This window comes from Phytohabitans sp. LZ39 (assembly GCF_059359075.1).
The window spans coordinates 226,783-249,292 of record NZ_JCADBM010000003.1; the positions used below are offsets into that span (position 1 = coordinate 226,783).

The 22,510-nt window shown below is 72.3% G+C and carries 21 protein-coding genes; 9 read left to right on the forward strand and 12 right to left on the reverse strand.

What is annotated here, in order from left to right:
* Window positions 1-70 precede the first annotated feature (70 nt).
* Window positions 71-730, forward strand: a complete 660-nt coding sequence (locus tag AC5L36_RS07560) for a hypothetical protein (RefSeq protein ID WP_441216863.1) — start codon at window positions 71-73, stop codon at window positions 728-730.
* Window positions 731-771: 41 nt separating this feature from the next.
* Here the strand turns inward: AC5L36_RS07560 and AC5L36_RS07565 are convergent, their stop codons facing one another.
* Both AC5L36_RS07565 and AC5L36_RS07570 read right to left on the reverse strand, forming a co-directional pair.
* On the reverse strand, window positions 772-1,287 hold the full coding sequence (locus AC5L36_RS07565; RefSeq protein WP_441216864.1) for a GNAT family N-acetyltransferase: 516 nt from the start codon (window positions 1,285-1,287) through the stop codon (window positions 772-774).
* A 1-nt stretch (window position 1,288) separates the two neighbouring features.
* Window positions 1,289-1,870 (reverse strand): hypothetical protein, encoded by a 582-nt coding sequence (locus AC5L36_RS07570; RefSeq protein ID WP_441216865.1) that lies wholly within the window; start codon window positions 1,868-1,870, stop codon window positions 1,289-1,291.
* A gap of 154 nt (window positions 1,871-2,024) precedes the next feature.
* On the opposite strand from AC5L36_RS07570, the gene AC5L36_RS07575 reads away from it, so the two are divergent.
* A complete protein-coding gene (locus tag AC5L36_RS07575; RefSeq protein WP_441216866.1) occupies window positions 2,025-3,020 on the forward strand; it encodes an SMP-30/gluconolactonase/LRE family protein in 996 nt (331 codons plus the stop codon).
* Between the two features lie 561 nt (window positions 3,021-3,581).
* Here the strand turns inward: AC5L36_RS07575 and AC5L36_RS07580 are convergent.
* Entirely contained in the window at window positions 3,582-4,367 is a 786-nt protein-coding gene (locus AC5L36_RS07580; RefSeq protein WP_441216867.1) for an SAM-dependent methyltransferase, read from the reverse strand.
* Window positions 4,368-4,527: 160 nt separating this feature from the next.
* The gene (locus AC5L36_RS07585; protein ID WP_441216868.1) at window positions 4,528-4,683 is read right to left on the reverse strand and encodes a hypothetical protein; all 156 of its coding nucleotides are present in this window, start codon (window positions 4,681-4,683) and stop codon (window positions 4,528-4,530) included.
* Between the two features lie 288 nt (window positions 4,684-4,971).
* Between AC5L36_RS07585 and AC5L36_RS07590 the strand changes: the two genes are divergently transcribed.
* Entirely contained in the window at window positions 4,972-6,159 is a 1,188-nt protein-coding gene (locus tag AC5L36_RS07590; RefSeq protein ID WP_441216869.1) for an ROK family transcriptional regulator, read from the forward strand.
* 1,215 nt (window positions 6,160-7,374) lie between these two features.
* Here the strand turns inward: AC5L36_RS07590 and AC5L36_RS07595 are convergent.
* Genes AC5L36_RS07595 through AC5L36_RS07610 form a run of 4 tightly spaced genes read right to left on the reverse strand, consistent with a single transcriptional unit; the run spans window position 7,375 to window position 11,369 of the window.
* Window positions 7,375-8,214 (reverse strand): aldo/keto reductase, encoded by an 840-nt coding sequence (locus tag AC5L36_RS07595; RefSeq protein ID WP_441216870.1) that lies wholly within the window; start codon window positions 8,212-8,214, stop codon window positions 7,375-7,377.
* A 58-nt stretch (window positions 8,215-8,272) separates the two neighbouring features.
* Complete coding sequence (locus tag AC5L36_RS07600) at window positions 8,273-10,108, reverse strand: FtsX-like permease family protein (protein ID WP_441216871.1); 1,836 nt, start codon at window positions 10,106-10,108, stop codon at window positions 8,273-8,275.
* A 5-nt stretch (window positions 10,109-10,113) separates the two neighbouring features.
* Entirely contained in the window at window positions 10,114-10,845 is a 732-nt protein-coding gene (locus AC5L36_RS07605; protein WP_441216872.1) for an ABC transporter ATP-binding protein, read from the reverse strand.
* A complete protein-coding gene (locus AC5L36_RS07610; protein ID WP_441216873.1) occupies window positions 10,842-11,369 on the reverse strand; it encodes a PadR family transcriptional regulator in 528 nt (175 codons plus the stop codon). The genes AC5L36_RS07605 and AC5L36_RS07610 overlap by 4 nt, the downstream gene beginning before the upstream one ends.
* 121 nt (window positions 11,370-11,490) lie before the next feature.
* Here AC5L36_RS07610 and AC5L36_RS07615 point away from each other — a divergent pair, with 121 nt between their 5' ends.
* The 4 genes from AC5L36_RS07615 to AC5L36_RS07630 all read left to right on the forward strand — a co-directional run bounded on the left by AC5L36_RS07615 (window position 11,491) and on the right by AC5L36_RS07630 (window position 15,577).
* Window positions 11,491-12,594, forward strand: a complete 1,104-nt coding sequence (locus tag AC5L36_RS07615) for a Gfo/Idh/MocA family protein (RefSeq protein WP_441216874.1) — start codon at window positions 11,491-11,493, stop codon at window positions 12,592-12,594.
* Window positions 12,591-13,499 (forward strand): DUF6807 domain-containing protein, encoded by a 909-nt coding sequence (locus AC5L36_RS07620; RefSeq protein ID WP_441216875.1) that lies wholly within the window; start codon window positions 12,591-12,593, stop codon window positions 13,497-13,499. Before AC5L36_RS07615 ends, AC5L36_RS07620 begins: the two co-directional genes overlap by 4 nt.
* Entirely contained in the window at window positions 13,496-14,224 is a 729-nt protein-coding gene (locus AC5L36_RS07625) for a cupin domain-containing protein (protein WP_441216876.1), read from the forward strand. Before AC5L36_RS07620 ends, AC5L36_RS07625 begins: the two co-directional genes overlap by 4 nt.
* Window positions 14,225-14,560: 336 nt before the next feature.
* A complete protein-coding gene (locus tag AC5L36_RS07630; RefSeq protein WP_441216877.1) occupies window positions 14,561-15,577 on the forward strand; it encodes a helix-turn-helix domain-containing protein in 1,017 nt (338 codons plus the stop codon).
* Here AC5L36_RS07630 and AC5L36_RS07635 read toward each other — a convergent pair.
* From AC5L36_RS07635 to AC5L36_RS07650, 4 genes are all read right to left on the reverse strand, one after another.
* Entirely contained in the window at window positions 15,545-18,034 is a 2,490-nt protein-coding gene (locus AC5L36_RS07635; protein WP_441216878.1) for an FtsX-like permease family protein, read from the reverse strand. The genes AC5L36_RS07630 and AC5L36_RS07635 overlap by 33 nt on opposite strands.
* Window positions 18,035-18,037: 3 nt before the next feature.
* Window positions 18,038-18,793 (reverse strand): ABC transporter ATP-binding protein, encoded by a 756-nt coding sequence (locus tag AC5L36_RS07640; RefSeq protein WP_441216879.1) that lies wholly within the window; start codon window positions 18,791-18,793, stop codon window positions 18,038-18,040.
* 278 nt (window positions 18,794-19,071) lie between these two features.
* On the reverse strand, window positions 19,072-19,725 hold the full coding sequence (locus AC5L36_RS07645) for a response regulator (RefSeq protein ID WP_441216880.1): 654 nt from the start codon (window positions 19,723-19,725) through the stop codon (window positions 19,072-19,074).
* A complete protein-coding gene (locus tag AC5L36_RS07650; RefSeq protein ID WP_441216881.1) occupies window positions 19,713-20,948 on the reverse strand; it encodes a sensor histidine kinase in 1,236 nt (411 codons plus the stop codon). The genes AC5L36_RS07645 and AC5L36_RS07650 overlap by 13 nt, the downstream gene beginning before the upstream one ends.
* 139 nt (window positions 20,949-21,087) lie before the next feature.
* Between AC5L36_RS07650 and AC5L36_RS07655 the strand changes: the two genes are divergently transcribed.
* Entirely contained in the window at window positions 21,088-21,303 is a 216-nt protein-coding gene (locus tag AC5L36_RS07655; protein ID WP_441216882.1) for a hypothetical protein, read from the forward strand.
* Window positions 21,304-21,314: 11 nt separating this feature from the next.
* Window positions 21,315-22,490: an alpha/beta hydrolase family protein gene (locus tag AC5L36_RS07660; RefSeq protein ID WP_441216883.1), complete on the forward strand. Its 1,176-nt coding sequence runs from the start codon at window positions 21,315-21,317 to the stop codon at window positions 22,488-22,490.
* Window positions 22,491-22,510: the final 20 nt, after the last annotated feature.

Consider the following 22,510-nt stretch of genomic DNA (forward strand, 5'->3'; position numbering starts at 1 on the left):
CCGATTTATTGCCGTTGTTTACCGCAGGTACCCGCTACCAGACAACCCTGGCCGATGCTGACCTGGAAAGATGGCAGACCTTGAAAGGCACACTGACCGCCGGCGGCTGTTGCGGCGCGCCGGCACGCTGGCCGCGGGCGTGGCGGGCGCCGGCGTCGCGGGTGCGGTGGTCGCGACGCCCGCACGGGCGGAGTCCACCCTCGCCGCCAACACCACCGTGCCGATCGTCCCGACGCGCGTGGTGGACACCCGCAACGCCGACCTGCGGTGGCGGATCGTCAACCCGTCGGTCCTGGACAGCGCCGGCCGGCTCCCGAAAAACCAGATCATGGACGTCAACCTCAACGACCTCGCGTCGTTCCCTGACGCGGTGTTCCTCAACGCCACGGTGACCGGCCAGACCGTGGCCGGTTACCTGAGCGTGTTCGCATACCTCCACGGACCCCCTCGGGCCTCGAGCCTCAACTACTCCCCCAACCAGAACCTCACCAACCTCGTGCTCACCGCCACCGGCGCGAACGAGGGGAACGAGGTGCACACCGGCATCTCGGTCTTCACCAGCCAGCTGACTCATGTGATCCTCGACGTGGTCGGCTTCGTGATCAGCTCCGGATCGGTCAACCCGGCCGTGGTACCGGGCGCGCTGGCCGCCGCCGGCGGCGGGGCCCTGACCGAGGCCGCGAAGCGGCGCGCGGAGGCCATCCGGAAGACCAAGCCGGTCTGGGAGTAGTTCCACGGGGGAGGTGCCCGCCGTGGCCGCGGCGGGCACCGCTACTTCGCCTCGGCCCGCCAGACCCGTTCGCCGTCGACCTCCTCGGTGGTCGCGGTGAGGCCGGCTCGGGCCGCGACGGCCGCGGAGGCGTGGTGGTCGCGATGGATGTTGGCGGTGATGACGTCCGCGCCGCGCTCGCGCAGCCACGCCACCATCGCCCGCGCGGCCTCGGTGGCGAAGCCCTGTCCCTGCCAGCGCGTGCCGACGACCCAGGCGATCGCGGCCGACCACCGGTCGCCGTCGCGGGTCACGGTGGCCTGCACCGTGCCGACCGGTTGGTCGTCGGTGCCGCGGCGCACGATCCAGTTGAGCCAGACCTGGTCCGGGTCTCCCGAGCCGGCGGCGAGCCGCTCGTAGCGCCGGCGCAGATCCGCGCGGCCGGCCGGCTGCCCGCCGATGAACTCGTGGAGTCGCACGTCGCCGAGCACGTCGACCATCGCGTCGGCGTCCGCCGGGCGCAGCGGCGTCAGGACGAGCCGCTCGGTGTCGATCGGCGCCGCTTCGAACGCGCCCACGTCAGTCGACCAGCCGCAGCGACCGCTCCCAGTCGACGGCCACCCGCTGCGGATCCCGCTCGTCCACCTTCACCTGGAGCACCCGGCCGGGCGCGACGGATCCGGCCGACGCGGCGGTCAGGAACTCACCCGTCTTCACGACGTAGGACTCCTGGCCCGGACGGCTGACCTCCAACTCCATGTACACGAGCTGCCGGAACTGGTTGGCCCGCCCGCCGTCGGCCAGAAACCGCACGACGGCGGTGGCCTCGCCGCCCGACCGCAGGACGGCCTTCTTGTGCTTGGTGGCCCGGTACGCGAGGCGGGACCGCTCGACCGGCTCCGCGACGGCCTCCTGCTTCGCCGCCAGCTCCGCCAGCGCGCGCCGCCGGGCCTCGGGCGTACGGTGACGCAACCGGAACCTGGCCCACATGGCCGTCCACAGCCCGCAGACGAGCGCGAGCGGCACGCCGACGAGCCACCACCACAGCGGCGGGTCGTCGACCGCGACGGCGGCCACGACAAGCACCAGCCCGACCACGGCTCCGCCCCACGCCACCAGGCGAAAAGCCCACCTGCTGGCCTTTACCGGTTCGTCCACCATGCCAGCAGACTCTAGAGATCTTTTAGGGGCGAGGTCACTGTCGGATCCCCGGCATCCCAGATATTTCGACCTCCGGCTGCCCCCGGCGCGCCCACCCCACCTCTTCCGCTCCATCGATGTACATTGATGGTCTACTCGTCTGAACGGAGTGAGCATGACGCGGCGACAGGTGCTCTTCGCGCTGGCTGGCGTGGTGACGGTGACGGCTTCGCTGCTCACGGCGGGCGCCGCGGGCGCCGAAAACCAGCCGGCCGCGTGCGTGCCGGGTGACGTCTACGGCGACCCGCTGCCGTCGCCGAGCGTGTCCGCCGTCCGGGTGCCGGGCCGGTTCAACTTCCTGGAGGGTCCGGTCTGGATCGCGGACCAGGGCCGGCTGCTGGTGTCGGACATGCAGCCGGCGGCCGGGCCTGAGGGCGTGCAGCCGTCCGTCATTAGGGCGCTGACGCCGCCGGACCGGTTCGACGTGTTCGTGGCCAGCGGCGGCAGCAACGGGCTCGCGCTCGGCACGGACGGCACGCACGTCCTCGCCGCGACGCACGACCAGCGGAGCGTCTCCTCCTACAACCTGGCCGACGGCACCCGCGGCACGGTGGCGCAGACGTTCCAGGGCCGCAGGTTCAACTCCCCCAACGACCTGACCGTCCGCGGCGACGGCACCGTCTACTTCACCGACCCGAACTTCCAGCGCGGCAACCGGCCGGACGAGATGGCCGGCCGCACCGGCGTGTACCGGGTCAGCGGCGGCGTGGTGTCCCTCGTCGACGACACGATCGCCCAACCGAACGGCGTCGTGCTCGCGCCGGACGGCAACACGCTCTACGTCGGCGGCAACAGCGCCGGCAAAATCTACAAGTACCCGGTGCTCCCGGACGGCAGCACCGGACCGCGCACCGAGTTCGCCAGCATGAGCGGCCCGGACGGGGCGACCATCGACTGCGCGGGCAACCTCTACTGGGCGTCCTATTCGGACGGCAAGGTACACGTCTTCGCCCCCGACGGCAGGGCGCTGGGCACCATCTCCGCCGGCACCAACACCACCAACGCGGCATTCGGCGGCGCGGACGGCCGCACCCTCTTCGTCACCTCGGGCACCTGGGGCAACTTCGGCGTCTACCAGATCCACCTGAACGTCCCCGGCTGGCCCCACTGAGCCAGCCGACCCCAGTCCGCCCGCCACTCCCGCGTCTCAACCTCCACGGTCTGACCCCGTCGCTATGGCGTGGCGGCATTCAGGCAGATTTTCCCCCGTCCGCGTCAGCTGGAGACCGTACGCTCCCGCGGGCACCGCTCCCGGCCGGCGGCTCGCAGCGCTCGCCGAAACCCCCGCCCGTCCACTGCCAGCTCCGCGAGACAAGCCCCCCTCGCGACAGGTTTCCCTTGATCGAGGTAACGAGGGCAGGTGACGCTGGCGATCGTGGTACACAACTGCCCCTGGAGGGGCAGTAAACGTCCACGATCCGTTCACCGGCCGCAAAGATCGACGCCGATCAAGGCATTGTGGACAGAGCCAACCTCGATAACGAAAGGTCTCCTAGAGGCCTTCGGGGTCAGGGTCGCCGCCCGTCGAGGCGTTGCTTCAAGGCGGCTTTTCCCACGTCCGGACGGGTGAGGCCGCGGGAGCAGCGGTCTGGACCACGACGGACGTCGCGGTAGCTCACATCTTTGTCCTAAAAGGAACTCAGCCCGGCCACCTCGACTCCGAAAGGGCGCGCTAGACCTTCTTGCCCACGGCGGCGGCGACCTTGAGGGCGGTCGGTGGCTGGTCCTCGTCCGGCCACCAGTCCTGGACGTCCACGAGGCCGGGCGGCAGCATCTCGAAGCCGTCGAAGAAGGGCAGGATCTCGTCGCGGCGGCGGAAGCACATCGGTGCCGGGGAGTTGACCGAGATCTCTTCGAGCTTGGCCTTGGCGGCCGGGTCGCTGCCGTCGGTGCAGAACTGGGACAGGCACATGTAGCTGCCGGGCGCCATGCGGTCGCGGAAGCGGGCGATCAGCGCGGCCGGGTGGTCTTGGTCGCCGACCAGGTGAAACAGGCCGATGAAGAGCAGCAGCATCGGCTTGTCGAAGTCGATCAGCGACCGCACCTTGGGGTCGTCGAAGATCCGCTGCGGCTCGCGGACGTCCTCCTGGATGGAGACGACGCCCTCCACTGTGGCCAGCAGGGCGTTGTTGTGCACGAACACGGTCCGGTCGTTGTCCACATAGACCACACGGGCGTCCGGATTGATGGCGCGGGCGGTGCCGTGCACGTTGGGCGCGGTCGGGATGCCGGTGCCGATGTCGAGAAACTGGTCGATGCCTTCCTTGGCGCACATCTGCACGACCCTGAGCAGAAACCGTCGCTGCGCCCGGCCCAGCGCGGGGAGGTCCGGCGCGAGGTCGATGACGGCCTGCGCGGCTTGGCGGTCGACCTCGAAGTTGTCCTTTCCACCTAGGACGTAGTCGTATGCCCGAGCGTGGCTCATGACGGTGGGGTCAGGGTACGAAGGCTCGGTCACGATCGCGACTCCCCTGTGGACGCGGGCTGGAGGGCTGGGGGCAGCCTAATGCCCCGCCCCGTCGCGCCCAAAGCCGGCTATCGATCTCGAACCCGACGAGCCGGGCTGCCCCCACACCGCAGCCCGCCCGTCCGTCACTCGCGAGTCACGCACCCGGCGGCTAATACCAGTAGCGGCGGCCGAGCACGGGGCGGTTGACCGAGCCGAGCAGCATGAGGACGGCTCCGACCACGAGCAGGATGATGCCGATCGTCGTAAGGATGCCGATGCCGGTCAGCCATCCGACCAGCGTGAGGATCAAACCCAGTACCAACATCTCTGGCTCCGCGGGGGTAGGGGATATGTGGACCCGCTCCCAATACCCCGGCGGCGTACCGCGGAAAACCCTTCAGCACCGCAGGTGCCGGCCGGTCTCCGGTCTCGTGGCTGGCCTGGCCACGGATCCGACGGCCGCTGAGAGGTCCCCGGCTCGGCCGCCGAGGTCACCTATTTGGCTCATCCCGTTTATAATTTGAGCCACGAGGGGCGCTATTGGCATGGTCGTCCGGCGTCAACGATCGCTTTTGGGACGATTCTCGTTGGAAATTGGCCCTACTATGCACAGGTGACCCACCCCACCAGCGCTGGCGAGCGGCTCGTCCTCGCCGCGCTCGCCGGCGGCGTCGTCGCCAGCCGGGCAGAGCTGAGCGCGGCGACCGGGCTACCGAAGACCACGGTGACCGGGATCGTCGCGCGGCTGCTGCGCCGCGGTGCGCTGGTCGAGCAGCCGGCCGAGGCCGCACCGGGCCGCGGGCGCGGTCGGCCCGCCGGCGCGGTCGCGCTCGCCGGGTCCGGCGGGATGGTCGCCGTGCTGGCGCTGAGCCACGCCGCGATCCGGGCCGCGGTCGTCGGCTGGGACGGGACCGTGGCGGCCGTCCGACACAGCCCCATCGAGGGTCCGCGCGAGGAGTCGAAGATCATCGGGCGCGGGCTGGAAATGGTCGAGCAGGCGCTGTCCGACGCCGGCCTCGGCCACGGGCAGGCGGACCGTGCCGTGGTCGGCATTCCCGGCGCGTACCAGCCGGGTGTGGGTGTGGTGGTCGGGCGCGTCCCCGACGCGGTCCGCGCGGCCGTCCCGGAGCTGGCGCGGACCTATGGCTGGCTGCGCTCCGATCCGGTGCCGGCCGTCCGGCAGCGGCTGGGCGTGCCGGTGGTCGCGGAAAACTACGCCAACCTCGCGGCGCTGGGCGAGCTGACCCGTGGCGCGGGCCAGGGCCTGACCGACGTCGTCTTCGTCCGGGTGGTCGAGGGGCTCGGCGCCGGGCTCGTCCTCGGCGGGCGGCTGCACCGCGGCGCTCGCGGGCTGGCCGGCGAGCTCGCCCACGTGCAGGTGGTCGACGACGGGGCATGGTGCGCCTGCGGGAGCCGCGGCTGCCTCGCGGTCACCAACAGCAGCCAGATCCACGGGTTCCTCAGCACGGCCTACCCGACGCCGGTCACCCTCGAGGACATCCAGGCCCTCCTGGCCGCCGGCGAACGGGGTACGCGGCGCGTCATGACCGACGCGGGCCGCCGGATCGGGCGGGTCCTGGCCGACCTCTGCGTGATGCTGAGCCCGGAGGCGATCGTGCTCGACGGGATGCTCGGCCCGGCGGCGGAGCCGATGCTGGAGGGCATCCGCGAGATGATCGACCGGCACACCCCCGGCGACGTGGCGGAGTTCGTGGGGCTGCGCGTCGGGACGCTCGGTGACCGGGCCGAGCTGCTCGGGGCGGTCGCGCTGGCGCGTGCGGAGGACCCGCGTTACGGCTGAGTTGGCGTGTACTGCACAACCGCCAGGTAGGGGATATGTTCTCGGCCACAACAAAGTCTTCCCCCGCCTCGGCCGGCCAGCGAAGGCGCCGGCGCCGCGACCGTTCCACCCGGGTTTCCGCCCGGCGTACTCGCCTGAACCGTCGCCAGCCAGCACGCTCTCGCCCCACCTCTCCCGTTCGGCTCCACCGCGGTTTCCGCGCACCCATTCCCCGTGGGCGTGCCCATCCGTCCACTCCCGTCGCCGATGGCGCGTCCAAGGTGGGCGGAGCGTCCCTACCGAAGTCGTTCGCGGAGGCGTATGCCGGCGGGAGCTGGAACGCGGTCCCCATCATGACCGGCAGCACCAGGTCGGAAAAGTGTCCAACGGGCACAGCGCCGAGCTCGCGTACATGTTCGACTTCACGCTCGGCGAACGGCCGCTGACCGCACAGCAGGAGCGCCTTCGCGCACCGCGGCGACCCCAACTTCCGCGGCGCTCCACAGTGGCCGGTGTACGGCTCCGGCCAGAACGTCATGCGGCTCCGCACCGGCGGAGCGAGCAAGGTGACCACGTCCCTCGCGGCCGAGCACAACTGCGCCTTCTGGCTCGGCTGAACCCCACCACTCGCCAGGTCCGCCCTATTTAGACAGAGGTTTGAGCTACCGCGACGTCGTCGTGGTCCAGACCGCTGCGCGGGGCCCCGGGGAAACGTGGAGCGCGGCGGAGCGTTTTCTTGGGGTGCGTTTCCCGCGGCCTCACCCGTCCGCCGCTGGTCGCGCTCACCCCTGCGCGCAACCGGCGGGGGCGGATCGAGCTCGCGCCAGCCGGTGGTCGACGTCTGTCCACAATGCCTGCTCCCGGATCGGCGATCCTGAAAACAACACAGGTTTCGTCGCCGCGAGTACCCGCGCGGCGGTGTGAGCCGCGTGAGATCCGAGATCTAGGAGAGTTAGGGCGCTATTTCAACCCTAGGTCTCCTAGATCTCGAAGTCTCGTCCACTTGACCGGGTTACGCCGCGTCAGGATGGCGCAGGTAGGCCCCGCGAAGACCCGTCGGGGCTTGTCGCGCGGACCTGGCAGTGGACGGCCGGGGATTTCGGCGAGCGCTGCGAGCCGCCGGCCGGGAACGGTGCCCGCGGGAGCATACGGTCCGCAGCTGACGCGAACGTGGGCAAATATGCCTCGAAGAAACGGTCGGCGACCCCGAAAGCTCTCTACGCCGACCGGCCGGCGTCAGTGTCCGAAGGCGTCGGAGTCGGCGCCGGCGGCGTCGCCCTGGTCGAGCGCGGAGATGGCGGCCACCTCGTCGGTGGAGAGCGTGAAGTCGAAGATGTCGAGGTTTTGCGCGAGCCGCTCCGGGTCGCTGGACTTGGGGATGGTCGTCAGGCCCAGCTCCATGTGCCAGCGGAGCACGACCTGTGCCGGCGTGCGGCCGTGGCGCTCGGCGACGTCGACCACGACCGGCTCGCGCAGCACGTCGTTGCTCGAACCGCCGATCGGCGACCACGACTGGGTGACGATCCCGTGCTGGGTGTGGTAGGCGCGGGCCGACTCGCGGGTCACGGTCGGGCTCAGCTGGATCTGGTTGACGTCCGGCACGACACCGGTCTCGGCGATGACCCGGTCCAGGTGGGCGGGCTTGAAGTTCGACGTGCCGATCGCGCGCAGGCGGCCGGCCTCCAGCAGCCGGACCAGGCCTTGGAAAGCCTCGACGTATCGGTCCTGCTGAGGGTTGGGCCAGTGGATGAGCAGCAGGTCGATGTACTCCAGCCCGAGCCGGTCGGCGCCGCGTTCGAACGCCTCGGCGGCCAGCTCCACGCCGTGCCACCGCTTGTTGAACTTGGTCGTGACGAACAGCTCCTCGCGCGGCACACCCGAGGCCTTCAGCCCGCGCCCGACGCCGCGCTCGTTGCCGTAGTTTTCCGCGGTGTCGACGAGCCGGTAGCCCAGCTCGATCGCGGCGGCCACCGTCGTCTCGGCGGCGGCGTCGTCCATCGGCCAGGTGCCCAATCCCAGGCGCGGCATCTCGGCGCCGTGCGGAAGGGTGACGGTGGGTGCGGTAGTCGACGTCATCTGTCCATCCAACCTTGCCGGCCACCGCACCGCGCGGTCGGGGGTCGGCCGCGGCGAGTCAGGTGGACGCGCCGCGGAGGGTGTCGGACACGGGACGGCGGCCGCCGAGGCCGGCGGGGACGGCGGTGAGCGCCGCCACCACGAGCACCGTCGCCACCACCAGGGCGAGCAGCTGCCAGGACGACGGAAGCGTGGCCCTGGCGCGCTCGCCGCCGGTGATCGCGTTGATGGCGGCGAAGAGCGCGTAGCCGCCCGGGAAGACGCCGAGGATGGCGCCGGCTAGTGCGGGGAGCACCTGCGCGGCCGCCAGCGCCACGCTCACCTCGCGCGGGGTGGCGCCGAGCGCGCGCGCCAGCGCCGACGAACGCCTGTTGTCGAGCACGGTCGCCCAGGTGACGACGACGGCGTTGACCGCCGCCAGGGAGAGCAGGATGACCATCCAGACGAGGATCACGTGGCGCAGCACCGCCAGCTGGGCCTCGCCGTATCCGCCGGCGGCCGCTTGGGTGTCGAGGAAAGCGTCGAGTACGAGCAGGACGTAGATCCCGCTGACCGTAACCGCGATGCTGGCCACACCCAGCACGACCCGTCGTGGGCGGCGGGCGGCGACCCGGGAGGCGAGCAGCAGCGGCACGGGCAGGCGCGCCGAGACCGCGATCAGCCAGCCGACGCGGCGGGGTGGGCGGGGCGAGTCGGCCAGCGCGTCGACGGTGCTGGAGCGGGCGGCGCGCAGGGCCGGCACGGCGGTCGCCACCACCGCGACGGCCACCGCCACGGCGGCGACGAGACCGATGGTCGACAGGTTCATCGGCGGTGTGCCCGCACCGCCGACGAGGCCGGCGCTCGACTCGGCGAGCAGAGGCGCGGCCAGCCATCCGACCACCAGCCCGGCCGCGGCGGCGACGAGGGCCACGAGGATGTACTCCGCGAGCAGCACGGCGGCGACGAGGCCCGGTGTGCCACCGACCGCCTTGAGGAGCCCGACGCGCCTTGTCTGGTCGGCCATCCGGCCTCCGACGAGGACGGAAAGGCTTGCCACGGCGAGCAGGCCGAGCAGCCAGGCGCCGATCAGCAGGAGGATCTGGGAGTCTCGGGCCACCTCGGTGGCGTCTTCGACGATCTCCTGCCAGGAGCGCATGGGTGTCGTGCCGGCGCGGTCGCCGGTGTGCGTGTCGACGAACGTCTGGGCGGCGTCGGGGTCGGCCAGCTTCAGGGGCATCACGTACCCCAGGGAGGCTGGATCCGGCGTGAGGCTCCGCACATCCGCCTGGGTGAGCCAGACCAGGCCGGGGTTGTGCAGCAGCCCGGCGGGCACGGCCTCGCCGGCGGGCACGGCACCGTTGAGGCAGGGGAAGTAGCAGGAGCTCTTTGGATAGGGCGGCATGGCGGCGGTGACCGCGACGCCGACCACCTCGAACGACCGGCCGTCCACAGTGACCGGATCGCCGACCCGCACGTCGAGCGCGCTGGCGAAGGCGGCCTCGAGCACCACGCCGCCATCGCTCACCCACCGGCCGTTTACCACCTCGGGCTGGTCGACCGGCGCGGTGGCGGTGTCGCGCCCGACGACCTGGACGTCGGATGTCCGGCCGGATACCTGAAGCCGCGCGTGCGTGACCGGGAACGGTCCACTGTGGTCGGTGACGCCGGGAGCGGTGGCCAGTGCGTCCAGGTCGGAAAGGCCGCCGGCCCGGGCGACGCTGGCGACGACGTCGGGGCCGTTGGTGGCCTCGCGGGTGCTCTGGTACGGATCGCTGGCGGCGTCGCGCAGCACGAGCCCGAGCGTCAGCGTCGTCGTGGCCGCCATGACGGCCAGCAGCAGGAGCACGGCCTCGGTGCGGCGCCGCCGGAGGTCGCGCAGGGCGAGGCGGCCCACGAGGAGGATGCGGCCCATAGCCGTCAGTCCTCCAGACCGACGAGGGCGCCGAGCCGCCCGGTGGTGCCGCCGGTCAGCCTTGTCTCGTCGACGAACGCGCCGTCGCGCATCGTGATCAGCCGGTCGGCGGTGGCCGCGATCCGCGCGTCGTGGGTGACGATGACCAGCGTCTGACCGGATCCGTGCAGGCTCTCGAAGAGCTGGAGCACGTCGAGTGTGGCGGCGCTGTCGAGGTTTCCGGTCGGCTCGTCGGCGAGCACGACGAGCGGCTCGTTGCTCAACGCACGGGCGACCGCGACCCGCTGCCGCTGGCCGCCGGAGAGCGCGGAAGGCAGGAAACGCGCGCGGTCGGCGAGCCCGACCCGCTCCAGCAGCTCCTCGGCACGCCGCCTCGCGGCTCGCGGCGAGCGCCCGGCCAGCAGAGCGGACAGCTCGACGTTTTCGACGGCGGTGAGCTCCTCCATCAGGTGGAAGGACTGGAAGACGAACCCGACGGCGGTGCGTCGCATCCGGGCCAGGGCCCGCTCGCTGATGTCGTCGATGCGGCGGCCGTCGAGCGACACCTCGCCACCCGAGGGCCGGTCGAGGCCGCCGAGCAGATGCAGCAATGTGGACTTTCCGCAGCCGCTGGGCCCCATCACCGCGACGGTCTCGCCCCTACGGACGTCGAGATCGACGCCGTCGACGGCGCGCACCAGACCATCGCCCCTGCCGTAATGCTTCAGCAGCCCGCGGGCACGAAGCACGTCGCTCACGATCCGCTCCTTCGGTGGGTCCAGTTGTGCTCGCACGCCTCGAGCCAGCGCAGGTCGGCCTGGAGCCGGAGCACGACGCCCTCCAGCAACAGCGCCGCGTCCGAACGGTGCGGCTCGGCCATGGCGGCGCGCTGGGCGTCACGCAGCCGGCGCAGCAGCTCGCGGCGCTGGGTGTCGACGACGGTGAGCGGGTCGGCCAGCCCGGCCGACGCGGCCGCGATCAGCTTGAGGTGGAACTCGGCGAGGTCGGGGCGTGGCCAGCTCACCTCGGCGATCCACTCGGCGACCCGCTGCTGGCCGTCGGCGGTGAGCGCGTACACCTTGCGATCCGACTGGTCGCCTCCGTCGGCGGACCTTTCGACCGCCAGCAGGCCGGCCTTTTCCAGCCGGGTCAGCGTGACGTAGATCTGCCCGGCGTTCATCGTGTCGCCGAGCGGGCCGAGCGCGTCGCGCAGCCGCGCGCGCAGCTCGTAGCCATGCGAGGGCTCCTTGGCCAGCATGGCGAGCACCACTTCCTGCCGCATCGACCCTCCGGATAACCGTTAGCCAGATAACCGTTATCCACTATGTAACGGTTATCCCCGCCCGTCAAGCCCTCCGCGGTATCGTCGGCGCACCGCTACGGGAGGCGTAGATTGATGCCGCATGATGTCTGAGCGCAGGTACCGGGCCGCGATCGTCGGCACCGGAGCGATCGCCACCATCCACGCGGAAGCCCTGCGACGCCTGCCGGGCCGGGCCGATCTGGTCGCCGTCGCCGACGTCGACCTGACCCGGGCCAAGACCTTCGCGGAACGCTGGGACGTGCCGCACACCTACGACGGCGTCGCCGAGCTGCTCGACGCGCACGAGTTGGACCTGGTGCACCTGTGCACGCCACCGGAGCAGCACGCCCCGCTGGCCCTGCGGTGCCTGCGGGCCGGCGCCACGGTGCTGGTGGAGAAGCCGCCCACGCTCTCGCTCGCCGAGTTCGACACGCTCGCCGCGGCCGAGGCGGACTCCGGTGGCCACGTGGCCACCGTGTTCCAGCACCGCTTCGGCTCCGCGGCCGTACGCCTCCGGCGGATGGCCGCCGCCGGCGACCTCGGCCGGCCGCTGCTGGCCACCTGCGCCACCCAGTGGTACCGGGACGACGAGTACTTCGCCGCACCCTGGCGCGGCACGTGGGAGTCCGAGGGCGGCGGGCCCACGATGGGCCACGGGATCCACCAGTTCGACCTGCTGCTGTCGGTGCTCGGGCCGTGGCGGGAGGTCACCGCGGTGGCCGCCCGCCAGGCCCGGCCCACCGACACCGAAGACCTGTCGATGGCCCTGGTCACCTTCGACAACGGCGCGGTGGCCTCGGTCGTCAACTCGGTCATCTCGCCGCGGCAGACGTCGGCCCTGCGCTTCGACTACGAGCACGCCACCGTCGAGGTCGAGCACCTCTACGGGTACGACGACCGGGACTGGACCTTCACCCCGGCACCCGGGCAGGCCACCCTCCTGACCGGGTGGAACGCGCCGGCCGACAACGTGCCGAGCGGGCATTCCGCCCAGCTGGCCGCGGTGTTCGACGCCCTCGACCGGGGCGAGGCGCCACCGGTCACCGTGTCCGACACCCGGCCGACGATGGAGTTCGTCGCCGCGCTCTACGCGTCCGCGTTCACCGGGCAGCGCGTCCGCAGTGGACAGATCGGTCCGGACCACCCGTTCGCCGCGCGGATGGACGGCACCGGCGCACCCTGGAAGGAAACCAGCGCCCCGTGAAAGTGACCCACGTCGTCGACGAGTCGATCACCGTCACCGCCGGCGGCGTCGACCTGTTCACCTACGTCTACCGGCCGGACACGCCGGTCCTGGAGTCACCCAAGCCCTACCTGCACCCGATCCGCACGCTCGCCGGCGACGAGGTCAGCCTGTTTCGCCCGCACGACCACGTGTGGCACAAGGGCATCGCCTGGTCGCTCCCCCACGTCGGCGAGCACAACTTCTGGGGCGGTCCCACCTACGTGCACGGCAGCTCCTACGTGCAGCGGGACAACAACGGCAGCGCCACGCACCGCGAGCTCACCGCACTGTCCACCCAGGACGGCCAGGCGCGGATCGGGCACCGGCTCGACTGGACCTCCCAGGCCGGCGCGCCGGTCGTCGAGGAAGAGCGCGCCCTGACCGCCACGCTCGTCGACGAGACCGCCTGGGTCCTGACCTTCGAGACCGCGATGACGAACGTCTCCGGCGCCACCCTCCACATCGGATCGCCGACGACGAAAGGGCGGCCCAACGCCGGGTACGGCGGCCTGTTCTGGCGCGGGCCGAGGTCGTTCACCGGCGGCACCGTGCAGGCGCCGAGCGGCACCGGCAGCGGCAACGACCTGCGCGGCGTGCGCGCCGAGTGGTTCGCCTTCCGCGGCCGGCACGACGGGACCGGGCGGTGGTCGACGATCGTCATGGTCGACGACACCGCCAACCCGCGGCACCCGCCGCAGTGGTTCACCCGCACCGAGGAGTTCGCCTGCCTGTGCCCCGCTCCGTTCTTCAGCGAGGAGCTGGCCCTGCCCGACCGCGACACGCTCCGGTTCCGGTACGCGGTCGTCGTGTCGGCCGGCGACCACGGCGACGAGGGGACGGCCCGGCTCGCGAAGCTCGGCCGGTCGGTGGTGGTGTCGCCGTGACCCGCGCCTTCCCCGGCGGCACCTCCGTCACCCGCCTCGACGTCTACACCAGCACCTGCCCCGACGGGCTGGCCGGCGGCACGCCGCACCTGCACACCGCCTCGACCGAGGCCTACGTCGTCATCGAGGGCCGCGGCGCCCTGCACACCCTCGACCTCGGCGGGTCGCGCGAGACCCCGCTCGAAGCGGGCAGCACCGTGTGGTTCACGCCCGGCACCATCCACCGCGCGGTCAACGACGGCGGCCTCCGCGTGGTCGTGGTGATGGCCAACGCCGGCCTCCCCGAGGCCGGCGACGCCGTCATGACGTTCCCGACCGACATCGTCGCCGACCCGGACCGCTATCGGAAGCACGCGACGCTGCCCGACGGGGCGGCGGAGGCGGACCTCGACGCGGCTGCGCGCCGCCGGCGCGACCTCGCGGTCGAGGGCTTCCACCAGCTCGCGCACAGCCTGCGAGCCGGTGACCCGAAACCACTCGAACGCTTCTACGACGCCGCGGCCGCCCTCGTCCGGCCCCGCGTGGCCGGCTGGCGCCGCACCTGGGAACGGACCGTCGCGCGGGAGACGAGCCACACCGCCGCGGTACTCGACGCGCTCGAACGCGGCGACGCCAGCCATTTGCGCGGCGCCGCATTGCTCCAGGCGCCGCCCAGCGAGACCCGCCGCTTCGGCATGTGCGGCCGCCTGCGCACATACGACGTACACGTTCACGCCCGCGAGTGACGCCAGCTCCCATCCCGCCATGCCGGCCTGGGTCGTCCCGGTCCGCGAATCATTCCACAATAGACTTGAGCTGCCGCGACGTCCGTCGTGGTCCAGACCGTCGCTCCCGCGGCCTCGCCCCTCCGCCGCTGGTCACGCGCACCCCACCGGCCGCGCCGGCCCAGGTGGGTCCGGCGAGGTAGCTGCGCGCGGGCGCCTTTGCTCTGCTTCCCCATAGTGGTCACCGCCCAGCCGCCTCCCATAGGGGAGCAGAGCAAAGGCGAGAAGAACGCCAGGGCGTGGAAACCGGCGTAAGCCGGGTTACCCTTCCCGTACTGGCAACCGGAGGGCCGCGGGGTGCGTTACTTCAGTTTGAGCGGCGAGGACCCCTCCTCCCGCGTCGACATCCTCGACGAGGCGGCCCGCCACTGCTCGGTGGCGTTCCGGGCGCGGCCGGCCGACCCTGGCCGCGCGGTCAGCTTCGAGCACCTTGACCGCTACTTCGGCGGGGTCAACGTCACCGAGACCACGCTCGACAACTTCCAGGGCTTCCGGTCCGCGAAGCTCGCGCGGCGCGACCCCACACCCCGGCTGGTCGTGACGCTCTCCTCCGGGCCGTACACGATCGAGCAGAACGACCGCCTGGACCGCCGGCGATCCGGGTCCATGGTGGCGTACTGGAGCCGGGACCCGCTCCGGCTCCAGGCGGACGTGCCGGTCCGGGCCCGGTCGGTCACCGTGACCATGGAGGAGCTGGGTCTGCCCTACCTGTTCCTGCGCGGTGTGATGGTGCGCGACATCGGTGGCAGCCCGCTCGGGCAGATGGTCGCCACCTACCTGGCCGAGCTGGCCACGCTTCCCCCGCTCTCGGAGGCGGAGGCGGCCTCGCTCGCGTACCCGACGATCGAGCTGCTCCGCGCCTTGCTGACCAGCGCGGGCGGCGAACGCGGTGGTCATCTCGGCCAGACGATCGGCATGCGGATCATGCTGCATCTGCGGGCCGCCGCGGGAGACCCGGAGCTGAGCGCCGACACGATCGCCGCGCACTTCGGCATCTCGAAGCGGTACCTCTACGCGGTGCTCGCCCGGATGGACGTCTCGCTCGGCGATTGGATCAGGACCGAGCGGCTCGGCCGGGCCGCGGGCGAGCTGACCGACCCCGCGAACGCGCGCGTGTCGATCGCCGCGATCGGTCGGAGGTGCGGGTTCTCCGACCACTCGACGTTCTCGCGCGCGTTCAAGCGGCGGTACGGGCACAGCCCGTCGGAGTGGCGGCGACTCACCGAGGCCGAGCGGGAGACCGGCGATCGGCTCAGCGGAAGGCCGGGACGCCCCCACCTGCTACTCCCGCAGTCCGATGTTCTCGATCGGTGAGGCGCGGAGCAGCCGGCCGATCGGGAGCACCGTCGTGGTCAGGGCGAGCAGCGACGCCCCGCCGAGCACGGCCGCCCAGCCGAGCGGCGGCACGTACGGGATCGGGTCGCCGGTCAGCGCGTTCACGACCGCGGCCAGGGTCACGGCGGCGATCGCCGCGCCGATGGCCAGCGCGACGCCGAGCAGGCCGCTCTGTTCGGCGTGGACCATGTTCTTGATCTGGCGGCGGGTGACGCCGGCGAGGCGGAGCACGGCCAGCTCGCGGCGGCGGGCCAGCGCGGCGACGACCATGGTGTTCGCGGCCGCCAGGGCGGCGTAGCCGACCATGACGCCGATCAGCAGCTTGTTGAGCCAGGCGCTGATCGCCAGGTCCTCGGCGAGCCGGCCGGTGAGGTCGGCGGCGGGGACCACCCTGCTGGTCGGGTAGCGGGCGGCCAGGTCGGCGAGTGGGGCGCCGGCGTCGGCCCGGATCAGGATCTCGTCGTCGAGGTTTCGGGACGTGTGCCCGGCGACGGTCTCCCGGTCGAGGAGGATGTCGCCGAAGCCCAGCCCGCGCCGGTAGATCGCGGCGACCCGCAGCGTGGCCGGGGTGCCGTCGCCGAGCCACACGTCGACATGTTCGCCGAGCTCCCAGCCCTGTCCCGAGGCGCGGACCGACGACACCGCGATGGTCGCGCCCCTCAGGTCGGCCAGGCTGCCCGCGGTCACGTCGAGATCCATGGTCGCGGCGGCGCCGTCCGGGTCGATCGCGCGGGCCGCGACCGACTCCGCCCCGTCGAAGACCTTCACGATCACACTGGTACGGCGAACGGGGGTCGCGGCCCGCACACCCTGGATCTGCCTGGCCTGGTCGGCCGCGGTGGCGGGCAACCCGGCCGCGGAGACCAGCGCGTGCTCGGCGAGTGTCCCGTCGCGGCTCTGCGCGACCGTCTGCCGTTCCAGGTTGTCCTGGAGAAACCACACCGAGCCGCCGAACCCGACGGCCAGCACCAGCGCGGTCAGGACGGTGGCCATGCCCTGGGCGTTGGCCCGCAGGTTGGCCGAGGCGAGGTAGCCGCTGGCGCCCCAGACCCGGCGCAGCACCGGGGCCAGCAGCCGGGCCGCCGCCCGGTTGATCCACGGCGCCAGCAGCGCGACCGCGGTGACGAACAGGTACAGCATGCCGATCGCGCCGGCCAGCGCGGCCTGCCCGCTCGTGCCGACCGTGAACGCGCTGGACGACGTCGCGCCGACCAGCGCCGCCACCCCGAAGCCGAGGCGAACCCGGCCGCTGCGAGCCGGCTCGACGGCCACCTCACCGAGGGCCTCGGTGGGGCGGATGGCGGTCACCCGGCGCGCGGCGATCAGCGCCGAGAGCACCGCGACGAGCGTCGTGGCGACGACCGCCGCGACGCCGGACAGCACACCGCTGGCCATCGGGAACGCCTCGGGGACGAACCCCCGCGCGACGAGCTCGCCGTGCAGCCAGTGGCTGGCGACGGCACCGGCCGGTACGCCCAGCACCGCGGCGACGCCGCTCAGCAGCGCCGCCTCCGCCATGATCATCCGGCGTACCTGGCCGGGCGTCGCGGCGATGGCGCGCAGCAGTGCGAGGTCGCGGCGCCGGTGCCGGACGGACAGGCCGATCGTGCCGGCGACGACGGCGAGGATGAGCATCGCGACGTACCCGCCGAACGACGCGCCGACGATGACCAGCAACTCCTGGGCGTCCGCGCTGTCCGACCGCTCGGCCAGCCCGCGGTCGGCGCCGGTGTACACCTTCGCTCCGGCGGCCTCGGCCAGCCGTTCCACCGCCGGGGTGAGCGCGGCCCGGTCGACGGCGATGAGGCCGACGGCGTCGACGCGTCCGGGGTGCGGGTTGAGCGCCGCGGCATGGTCGTCGGTGAAGAACACCGCGGCGGGCCCGCTCCCCTGGGCGATCCCGCTGATCCGGTATCGCCGTGGGCTGCCGCCGACCAGCAGGTCGACCTGCTGTCCAGAGTGGAGTGCGCCGGCCGCCCGCGCGTCGAGCACGACCTCGCCGTCGGCGCGTGGCGCCACCCCGGCCAGCAGCCGGTAGGGCGTCAGGGCGGCGCTGCTCCACCCGTGGCCCGTGACCGGCACGGACGCGGCCGCCAGCGGTACCACCGGGATCGAGGTGTCCGCGACGGCGGCGGTGACGCCCGGGAGCTGGCGGATCTGGTCCGCCAGCGTGTCCGGGACGGTGCCGCCCTCGGGCAGCGCCACCGTCGTGCGCTCGGTCTCGCCGTCGAAAGTCTTGCTGGTGAAGGTAATGTCGCGGTGCGCCACGACGATGTCGGCGGCCGCGTACCGCTGGGGCTGCGGCCGGAACAGCAGCCCGGACTCGGTCAGCGTGCCCATGCTCATCAGGATCATGACGCCAGCGGCGAGGGCGACCAGCGTGGCGGCGACGCTGCCGGCACGGTGGCGCAGCATGCGAAGGGCCAGGGCGGTCACCGCTCAGCCCACCCGTCCGGCGCGGCCCAGCGACGCCAGGTGCTCCGCGATGCGGTCGGCGCCGGGCTGCGGCATGTCGGCCACGATCCGTCCGTCCGCGAGGACCACCACCCGGTCGGCGTACGAGGCGGCGACCGGGTCGTGGGTGACCATCACGACGGTCTGCGCGTGCTCGTCCACGATCGCCCGCAGCAGGGCGAGCACCTCCGCCGCCGTCCCGGTGTCGAGGGCGCCGGTCGGCTCGTCGGCGAAGATGACGTCGGGTCGCATGGCCAGCGCCCGGGCGATCGCCACCCGCTGCTGCTGACCGCCGGAAAGCTGCGCCGGCCGGTGCCGCAACCGTGCGCCCAGCCCCACCCGCTCGACGACGTGCGCCAGCCACCGCCGGTCGGGGCGGGCACCGGACAGCCGCATCGGCAGCACGATGTTCTCCTCGACGGTGAGCGCGTTGATGAAGTTGTACGCCTGGAAGACGAAGCCGATCCGGTCGCGCCGCAGCTTCGTCAGCGCGGTCTCGGAGAGCCGGGAAAGCTCGGTGTCGCCGATCCAGGCCCGGCCGGCCGTCGGGCGGTCGAGTCCGGCGGCCGCCTGGAGCAGCGTGCTCTTGCCGGAGCCGGACGGCCCCATCACCGCGGTGAACGTGCCACGCGCGAACGTCGCGTCGACGCCGGCCAGCGCGGTCACCGTCTGGTCGCCGGCAGCGTAGGTGCGGGTGAGCCCTTCGACCCGCACCGCGGGCTGTTCCATGTAGACGGACATCGTGTCTCGCCTTTCCGTGTATTCACTGGTTGACAGCACACGGAAAACGCTATGGCGACTGTGGACGGACAGCCATGCAGCCTACGGGCCAGCGATGGTATAGCAGGCACTACCTCCCTCCAGGGAAGCAGAGCAAACGCATCCCGCGCGCACCTACCTACCCCGGCCGCAAGGCCCGGCGCAGCCGCCGGGGTGAGCGTGACCAGCGGCGAACGGGCGACGCCGCGGGAGCAACGGCCTGGACCACGACGCAAATCGCGGTAGCCCAAATTTTTCCCTCAGGTCTGCGTTTCCTCCAGGTAGCGCAGCACGGCCGTGACCCGCCGGTCGGCGCGGTCGTCCGGCGCCAGGTCGAGCTTGGCGAAGATGCTGCGGATGTGCTTGTGCACGGCGCCTTCGGTGACGAACAGGCGCTCGGCGATGGCGGTGTTGCCGAGCCCTTCGGCCATCAGCGCGAGCACGTCGCGCTCGCGCGGGCTCAGCCGGCTCAGCGTGCTGTCGGGGCGGCTGCGCGACAGCAGCTGGCCGACCACCTCGGGGTCGACCGCGGTGCCGCCCCCGGCCACCCGGTGCAGCGCGGTGAGAAACTCGTCGACCCGGCCCACGCGTTCCTTCAGCAGGTAGCCCAGCCGGGCCGCGCCGCCGGCGAGCAGCTCGGTCGCGAAGGTCTGCTCGACGTACGCCGACAGCACGAGCACGGCCAGGCCGGGGCGCCGGCGCCGTGCCTCGACGGCGGCGACGATCCCCTCGTCGGTGTGGGTGGGCGGCATCCGGACGTCCACGATGGCCACGTCCGGCGCGTAGGCGTCCACGGCGGACAGGAACGCGCCGGGCGAATCCGTGGTGGCGACCACGTCGAGCGACTCGGCGCGCAGCAGCAGGGCCAACCCCTCGCGCAGCAGTGGATCGTCTTCGGCGATCACGATCCGCATGGCAGCTCCACCTGTAGAGTCGTCGGCCCACCGGGTGGGCTGGTCAGCGAAAAGCGGCCGTCGTACGCCTCGACCCGCCGGCGGATGCCGGCGATCCCGGAGCCGTCGGCCTCCGCGGCGCCGCCGTGCCCGTCGTCGTCCACCCGCAGCAGCAGCCGGTCGCCGGCGCGGCGCACCGTGACGGTGGCGGTGGCGGCGCCGCTGTGCTTGGCCACGTTGGACAGTGCCTCGGCCACCACGAAGTAGGCGGTGGCCTCGACCGAGACGGCACACCGGCCGGTCACGTCGACGTCGACCCGGCAGGGCACGCCGCTGCCGCCGGCCAGGCCGGTCAGGGCGGCGGCGAGCCCGCGGTCGGCCAGGACCGGCGGCAGGATGCCGCGCACGACGGTGCGCAGCTCCGCGAGGGCCTGCTCGGCGGCGTCCTGCGCCCGCTCCAGCACGTCCGCGGCGACCGCCGGATCCCGAGCCAGTGCCCGCCGGGCGGCGCCGAGCAGGACGTTGACCGCCACCAGCCGGTTTTGGGTGCCGTCGTGCAGGGAACGCTCGATGCGGCGCAGCTCGGCGGCGTGGGCGTCGAGGGCCGCCGCGCGCGTGGCGGTCAGCTGCGCCACCCGCAGCGACAGGTCGGTGCCGGCGGACGGTGGCAGCAGGCGGCGCCCCGGCCAGGCCTGCAACCGCGCCAAACCCGGCCCGAGGCCGACGACGACGGCCAGCCACCCGACGCCCATCAGCCCTACCGCGAGCGCGTCCACCAGCCCGTCGATCCGCCAGTACACGATGCCCGGCCCACCTGCCTCGGGCGGCAGCAGCCAGTACCACAACGGGAACGTGAGGAACTGCAACGCGTACAGCGGCAGCGCGAGGCCCAGCAGGCCGATGACGAACCCGCACGTGGCGTGCACGGCCACCCACCCGAGCTCACGGCGCACGCCCGCGTCGCGCAGGGCGGCGCGCAGCCGCTCCGGCACCGGTGCCGGGCCGATCACCTCCGGACCCCACCGGGTCAGGCGGGCGCGCTCCCGGTCGGCGATCGCCCGCACCATCCGCAGCGCGGACGGCGCCAGCAGAAGCCCGACGCCCGCGGCGCAGGAGACGGCGACCGCGACAAGCGCCACCAGCGCGGCCAGCGCGAGCAGCGCCGTGCCCAGCCCGCCGACCAGATGCTCCAGGGCGTCGACGGAGACGTGCGCGCGGTGCCGCAGATAGCGCCGGATCGTCATCCCACCTCCCGGCCAGTGACCTTAGGGCACCGGTCGCGCTCCAGGCGAGATTTCCGGCCGAGAAGTACAGCCTGCTATACCCCGGTCCGCGTGCTGGCTGGATCGTCCCCCGGCCCGGTGTGTCCCTAGCGTCAGTCACATGAACGATCCGTATCGCATCTCTCCCGCATCCGAGCACCGCCGCGACCGAGGGCTGCTGCGCCCCGTGCTGTGGCTGCTCCTCATCGTCAGCGCCGCGGCCAACGCGGTCACCTCGGCCAGCGGGCTGAGCCCGGTCGCGGGCGTCGCCTTCGGCGTCGTCACGCTCGCCTGCGTCACCGCGCTGACCGTGCACCACTACCGGAATCGTCCATAGAGGAGAGTGGAATGTCGTCGAAAGTACGCGTCATCGGAGTGGCGGCCGCCGTCGCCGCGCTGCTCGGCGTGGGCGTCCCGGTCGCACAGGCCCAGACGCCGGCCGGCGCCGCGTCGGGCTGGGCCGGCATCGTCCGCGAACCCGTGTCGATCCGCATGGAGAAGGGCTGGACGTCGAAGGGCGAGCTGACCTACCCGCGCGGCTCGGGTGGCCGCCTGCCGCTGGTGGTGCTGCTGCACGGCAGCGGCGACAACGACATGAACGAGACGCTGCCGGAAGGGGCGGGCTCGATCTTCGTGCCGGTCGCCCAGGCCGCCAACCGCGAAGGGTACGCCGTCCTGCGCTTCAACAAGCGCGGCGTCACCGACGTCGGGCCGGTGCTGTCCGACGACGAGGCACAGCTCAACCCGCCGAAGCCGTACGAGCAGATCCTGCGTGACGCGGCGTCGGTCGTGCGCTTCGCCACCACGCTGTCCAAGGTGGACCCCGCGCGGATCGTCCTGCTCGGACACAGCGAGGGCACGCAGGTCGCCAGCAACCTCGCCGCGAACCCGGCGGCCGCCGGCATCCCCGAGCCGGCCGCGGTGGTCGCGATGGGCGTGGTCGGCTCCAACATCCGCGAGCTGATCACCTATCAGCTCTTCGGCCGCCAGCTCGCCCAGCTGCACGAGGAGTTCGACGTCGACGGCGACGGGCAGCTCACCGACAGGGAGTCCACCGACGGTCTCGTCGGGCAGCCGGACGAGGTCGTCACGCTCTACCGCGAGGTGCTCACCCGCGGCGCCGACCGCAACCGGGACGGTAGGCTCGCCATCGACGCGGAGGTCGGCCCGATCCTGCGTAAGAAGAGCGGCATCGACAACTATCCGAACGCGACGGGCATCCCGCCGGACATCGCCGCCTACCTCGTCGACATCGACCGGTTCTCCGACGTGTCCGAGGACCTGCCCAGGTTCGACGGACCCACGCTGCTGCTCAACGGTGAGAACGACGTGCAGACCCCGGCGCGTTCGGCGCTGATCGCGGACGCGGCCATCGCCAAGGCCGGGCGCACCGACCACACGGTCATCACGTACCCGGGGGTCGGCCACGCCATGAACGTGACGTCCAAGTTCAACGGCGCGTACGGCGAGCCCGACGCGGCCGTGCTGAAGGACATCCGGCACTGGCTGCGCGACCACGACTGAGCACCCGGTCCTGGGTGGAC

What these genes read in the sequence shown, in the direction of transcription:
- AC5L36_RS07600 (WP_441216871.1), bottom strand. Translation starts at nt 10,108, where the DNA reads ATGGGCCGCATCCTCCTCGTGGGCCGCCTCGCCCTGCGCGACCTCCGG.
- AC5L36_RS07575 (WP_441216866.1), top strand. Translation starts at nt 2,025, where the DNA reads ATGACGCGGCGACAGGTGCTCTTCGCGCTGGCTGGCGTGGTGACGGTG.
- AC5L36_RS07655 (WP_441216882.1), top strand. Translation starts at nt 21,088, where the DNA reads ATGAACGATCCGTATCGCATCTCTCCCGCATCCGAGCACCGCCGCGAC.
- AC5L36_RS07650 (WP_441216881.1), bottom strand. Translation starts at nt 20,948, where the DNA reads ATGACGATCCGGCGCTATCTGCGGCACCGCGCGCACGTCTCCGTCGAC.
- AC5L36_RS07645 (WP_441216880.1), bottom strand. Translation starts at nt 19,725, where the DNA reads ATGCGGATCGTGATCGCCGAAGACGATCCACTGCTGCGCGAGGGGTTG.
- AC5L36_RS07660 (WP_441216883.1), top strand. Translation starts at nt 21,315, where the DNA reads ATGTCGTCGAAAGTACGCGTCATCGGAGTGGCGGCCGCCGTCGCCGCG.
- AC5L36_RS07560 (WP_441216863.1), top strand. Translation starts at nt 71, where the DNA reads ATGGCAGACCTTGAAAGGCACACTGACCGCCGGCGGCTGTTGCGGCGC.
- AC5L36_RS07615 (WP_441216874.1), top strand. Translation starts at nt 11,491, where the DNA reads ATGATGTCTGAGCGCAGGTACCGGGCCGCGATCGTCGGCACCGGAGCG.
- AC5L36_RS07570 (WP_441216865.1), bottom strand. Translation starts at nt 1,870, where the DNA reads ATGGTGGACGAACCGGTAAAGGCCAGCAGGTGGGCTTTTCGCCTGGTG.
- AC5L36_RS07640 (WP_441216879.1), bottom strand. Translation starts at nt 18,793, where the DNA reads ATGTCCGTCTACATGGAACAGCCCGCGGTGCGGGTCGAAGGGCTCACC.
- AC5L36_RS07610 (WP_441216873.1), bottom strand. Translation starts at nt 11,369, where the DNA reads ATGCGGCAGGAAGTGGTGCTCGCCATGCTGGCCAAGGAGCCCTCGCAT.
- AC5L36_RS07585 (WP_441216868.1), bottom strand. Translation starts at nt 4,683, where the DNA reads ATGTTGGTACTGGGTTTGATCCTCACGCTGGTCGGATGGCTGACCGGC.
- AC5L36_RS07595 (WP_441216870.1), bottom strand. Translation starts at nt 8,214, where the DNA reads ATGACGTCGACTACCGCACCCACCGTCACCCTTCCGCACGGCGCCGAG.